Consider the following 5,296-nt stretch of genomic DNA (forward strand, 5'->3'; position numbering starts at 1 on the left):
GATATACTAAGATAGTTGTCGCTTGAGGGCGATAAAGACCTTTGAAAACTGAACAAGACGAACCAATGTGCAGGCGACTGTTGAGAGACAGTCCGTCAAACAAAAGAAAAATAAATCTGTCAGTGACAGAAATGAGTGAGAGCTCAAACTTTATATGAGAGTTTGATCCTGGCTCAGGACGAACGCTGGCGGCGTGCCTAATACATGCAAGTAGAACGCACAGGATGCACCGTAGTTTACTACACCGTATTCTGTGAGTTGCGAACGGGTGAGTAACGCGTAGGTAACCTGCCTGGTAGCGGGGGATAACTATTGGAAACGATAGCTAATACCGCATAAGAACATTTACTGCATGGTAGATGTTTAAAAGGTGCAAGAGCATCACTACCAGATGGACCTGCGTTGTATTAGCTAGTTGGTGAGGTAACGGCTCACCAAGGCAACGATACATAGCCGACCTGAGAGGGTGATCGGCCACACTGGGACTGAGACACGGCCCAGACTCCTACGGGAGGCAGCAGTAGGGAATCTTCGGCAATGGGGGGAACCCTGACCGAGCAACGCCGCGTGAGTGAAGAAGGTTTTCGGATCGTAAAGCTCTGTTGTTAAGGAAGAACGTGTGTGAGAGTGGAAAGTTCACACAGTGACGGTACTTAACCAGAAAGGGACGGCTAACTACGTGCCAGCAGCCGCGGTAATACGTAGGTCCCGAGCGTTGTCCGGATTTATTGGGCGTAAAGCGAGCGCAGGCGGTTAGATAAGTCTGAAGTGAAAGGCAGTGGCTCAACCATTGTAGGCTTTGGAAACTGTTTAACTTGAGTGCAGAAGGGGAGAGTGGAATTCCATGTGTAGCGGTGAAATGCGTAGATATATGGAGGAACACCGGTGGCGAAAGCGGCTCTCTGGTCTGTAACTGACGCTGAGGCTCGAAAGCGTGGGGAGCGAACAGGATTAGATACCCTGGTAGTCCACGCCGTAAACGATGAGTGCTAGGTGTTAGGTCCTTTCCGGGACTTAGTGCCGCAGCTAACGCATTAAGCACTCCGCCTGGGGAGTACGACCGCAAGGTTGAAACTCAAAGGAATTGACGGGGGCCCGCACAAGCGGTGGAGCATGTGGTTTAATTCGAAGCAACGCGAAGAACCTTACCAGGTCTTGACATCCCTCTGACCACTCTAGAGATAGAGTTTCCCTTCGGGGCAGAGGTGACAGGTGGTGCATGGTTGTCGTCAGCTCGTGTCGTGAGATGTTGGGTTAAGTCCCGCAACGAGCGCAACCCTTATTGTTAGTTGCCATCATTCAGTTGGGCACTCTAGCGAGACTGCCGGTAATAAACCGGAGGAAGGTGGGGATGACGTCAAATCATCATGCCCCTTATGACCTGGGCTACACACGTGCTACAATGGCTGGTACAACGAGTCGCAAGCCGGTGACGGCAAGCTAATCTCTGAAAGCCAGTCTCAGTTCGGATTGTAGGCTGCAACTCGCCTACATGAAGTCGGAATCGCTAGTAATCGCGGATCAGCACGCCGCGGTGAATACGTTCCCGGGCCTTGTACACACCGCCCGTCACACCACGAGAGTTTGTAACACCCGAAGTCGGTGGGGTAACCGTAAGGAGCCAGCCGCCTAAGGTGGGATAGATGATTGGGGTGAAGTCGTAACAAGGTAGCCGTATCGGAAGGTGCGGCTGGATCACCTCCTTTCTAAGGAAAAATCGGAAGCCATTGAGTTCGTTTTGTTTAGTTTTGAGAGGTCTTGTGGGGCCTTAGCTCAGCTGGGAGAGCGCCTGCTTTGCACGCAGGAGGTCAGCGGTTCGATCCCGCTAGGCTCCATTATCTAGGATGCAAAGAAATGAGATTCTTGTTCAACTAGATAAGATAGGATAGGTGTTCAACGGGTAAAGAAGTTGAACACGAACCTAATTAGCCCATTGAAAATTGAATAACGATATCAAATAGTAACAAGAAAATAAACCGAAACGCTGTGAATATTAATGAGTTTATGACTGAAAGGTCAAAATAAGGTTAAGTTAGTAAGGGCGCACGGTGGATGCCTTGGCACTAGGAGCCGAAGAAGGACGTGACAAACGACGAAATGCCTTGGGGAGCTGTAAGTAAGCGTAGATCCAGGGATGTCCGAATGGGGGAACCCAACAGGTACTACCTGTTACCCATATCTGTTAAGGATATGAGGAGGAAGACGCAGTGAACTGAAACATCTAAGTAGCTGCAGGAAGAGAAAGCAAAAGCGATTGCCTAAGTAGCGGCGAGCGAAAGGGCAGGAGGGCAAACCGAAGAGTTTACTCTTCGGGGTTGTAGGACTGCGAAGTGGACGTAAAGATTATAGAAGAAGACCTTGGGAAAGGTTGCCAGAGAGAGTAAGAGCCTCGTATTTAAAATAGTCTTTATACCTAGCAGGATCCTGAGTACGGCGAGACACGTGGAATCTCGTCGGAATCTGGGAGGACCATCTCCCAACCCTAAATACTCCCTAGTGACCGATAGTGAACCAGTACCGTGAGGGAAAGGTGAAAAGCACCCCGGGAGGGGAGTGAAAGAGAACCTGAAACCGTGTGCCTACAACAAGTTCGAGCCCGTTAATGGGTGAGAGCGTGCCTTTTGTAGAATGAACCGGCGAGTTACGTTATGATGCGAGGTTAAGTTGAAGAGACGGAGCCGTAGGGAAACCGAGTCTGAAAAGGGCGACTTAGTATCATGATGTAGACCCGAAACCATGTGACCTACCCATGAGCAGGTTGAAGGTGCGGTAAAACGCACTGGAGGACCGAACCAGGGCACGTTGAAAAGTGCTTGGATGACTTGTGGGTAGCGGAGAAATTCCAAACGAACTTGGAGATAGCTGGTTCTCTCCGAAATAGCTTTAGGGCTAGCGTCGACATGAAGATTCTTGGAGGTAGAGCACTGTTTGGGTGAGGGGTCCATCCCGGATTACCAATCTCAGATAAACTCCGAATGCCAAAGAATTATGGTCGGCAGTCAGACTGCGAGTGCTAAGATCCGTAGTCGAAAGGGAAACAGCCCAGACCACCAGCTAAGGTCCCCAAATAATTGTTAAGTGGAAAAGGATGTGGGGTTGCACAGACAACTAGGATGTTAGCTTAGAAGCAGCTATTCATTCAAAGAGTGCGTAATAGCTCACTAGTCGAGTGACCCTGCGCCGAAAATGTACCGGGGCTAAAACAATTTACCGAAGCTGTGGATACCTTTATAGGTATGGTAGGAGAGCGTTCTATGTGTGGCGAAGGTGTACCGTGAGGAGCACTGGAACGCATAGAAGTGAGAATGCCGGTATGAGTAGCGCAAGATGGGTGAGAATCCCATCCACCGTAAGACTAAGGTTTCCAGGGGAAGGCTCGTCCGCCCTGGGTTAGTCGGGACCTAAGGAGAGACCGAAAGGTGTATCCGATGGCCAACAGGTAGAGATTCCTGTACTAGAGTATAGAGTGAAGGAGGGACGCAGAAGGCTAACTCAAGCGTGCGAATGGAAGAGCACGTCTAAGCAGTGAGGCGTGGTATGAGTCAAATGCTTATATCTGTAACGTTGAGCTGTGATGGGGAGCGAAGTTTAGTAGCGAAGTGAGTGATGTCACCCTGCCAAGAAAAGCTTCTAGCATTAATCTATATTCTACCCGTACCGCAAACCGACACAGGTAGTCGAGGCGAGTAGCCTCAGGTGAGCGAGAGAACTCTCGTTAAGGAACTCGGCAAAATGACCCCGTAACTTCGGGAGAAGGGGTGCTCAGTTTAACTGAGCCGCAGTGAATAGGCCCAAGCAACTGTTTATCAAAAACACAGCTCTCTGCTAAATCGTAAGATGATGTATAGGGGGTGACGCCTGCCCGGTGCTGGAAGGTTAAGAGGAGTGCTTAGCGGTAACGCGAAGGTATGAATTGAAGCCCCAGTAAACGGCGGCCGTAACTATAACGGTCCTAAGGTAGCGAAATTCCTTGTCGGGTAAGTTCCGACCCGCACGAAAGGCGTAATGATTTGGGCACTGTCTCAACGAGAGACTCGGTGAAATTTTAGTACCTGTGAAGATGCAGGTTACCCGCGACAGGACGGAAAGACCCCATGGAGCTTTACTGCAGTTTGATATTGAGTGTCTGTGCCACATGTACAGGATAGGTAGGAGCCAATGAGATCGGGACGCCAGTTTCGATGGAGGCGATGTTGGGATACTACCCTTGTGTTATGGCCACTCTAACCCGGTAGGTTGATCATCTACGGAGACAGTGTCTGACGGGCAGTTTGACTGGGGCGGTCGCCTCCTAAAGAGTAACGGAGGCGCCCAAAGGTTCCCTCAGATTGGTTGGAAATCAATCGTAGAGTGTAAAGGTAGAAGGGAGCTTGACTGCGAGAGCTACAACTCGAGCAGGGACGAAAGTCGGGCTTAGTGATCCGGTGGTACCGTATGGAAGGGCCATCGCTCAACGGATAAAAGCTACCCTGGGGATAACAGGCTTATCTCCCCCAAGAGTTCACATCGACGGGGAGGTTTGGCACCTCGATGTCGGCTCGTCGCATCCTGGGGCTGTAGTCGGTCCCAAGGGTTGGGCTGTTCGCCCATTAAAGCGGCACGCGAGCTGGGTTCAGAACGTCGTGAGACAGTTCGGTCCCTATCCGTCGCGGGCGAAGGAAATTTGAGAGGATCTGCTCCTAGTACGAGAGGACCAGAGTGGACTTACCGCTGGTGTACCAGTTGTTCTGCCAAGAGCATCGCTGGGTAGCTATGTAGGGAAGGGATAAACGCTGAAAGCATCTAAGTGTGAAACCCACCTCAAGATGAGATTTCCCATGATTTTATATCAGTAAGAGCCCTGAGAGAAGATCAGGTAGATAGGTTAGGAGTGGAAGTTGTGTGAGCAATGGAGCGGACTAATACTAATAGCTCGAGGACTTATCCTAGATTAGTTACTAAGGGTGTAAAATCCACTTGAGAAATAGGGGATGGGAGTAGTGTTCGATGAACACCAGACCATTTATCTTTTTTCCAAGGATTTAGCCCGAGTACAATTTTATTGAGAGCACAGAATGTTTAGTTTATGCTTGAAACGATTTGAGAGCGTTATTCAATTTTGAGTGGACGAAATATCCAGTGGATGTTTTGGCTTGGGAGATAGAGGAAGCGAAGCTTTTGACCGAGTCCATTCATATAGTTAAGTGACGATAGCCTAGGAGATACACCTGTACCCATGCCGAACACAGCAGTTAAGCCCTAGAACGCCGGAAGTAGTTGGGGGTTGCCCCCTGTGAGATAAGGTAGTCGCTTAGCA

General features: G+C 49.9%; 1 tRNA gene and 3 rRNA genes. All 4 read left to right on the forward strand.

Annotated elements, in window-relative coordinates:
• The first annotated feature begins 150 nt into the window (after positions 1 to 150).
• A 16S ribosomal RNA gene (locus tag HMPREF2963_RS02205) occupies positions 151 to 1,706 on the forward strand.
• A gap of 56 nt (positions 1,707 to 1,762) precedes the next feature.
• Positions 1,763 to 1,835, forward strand: a tRNA-Ala gene (locus HMPREF2963_RS02210).
• Between the two features lie 190 nt (positions 1,836 to 2,025).
• Positions 2,026 to 4,928 (forward strand): 23S ribosomal RNA (locus tag HMPREF2963_RS02215).
• Between the two features lie 251 nt (positions 4,929 to 5,179).
• A 5S ribosomal RNA gene (gene rrf, locus HMPREF2963_RS02220) occupies positions 5,180 to 5,295 on the forward strand.
• Together the 16S, 23S and 5S rRNA genes with 1 tRNA gene alongside form the textbook arrangement of a ribosomal RNA operon.
• The last annotated feature ends 1 nt before the right edge of the window (position 5,296 follow it).

This window comes from Streptococcus sp. HMSC067A03 (assembly GCF_001814295.1).
In the GTDB taxonomy this organism is placed as follows: domain Bacteria; phylum Bacillota; class Bacilli; order Lactobacillales; family Streptococcaceae; genus Streptococcus; species Streptococcus constellatus.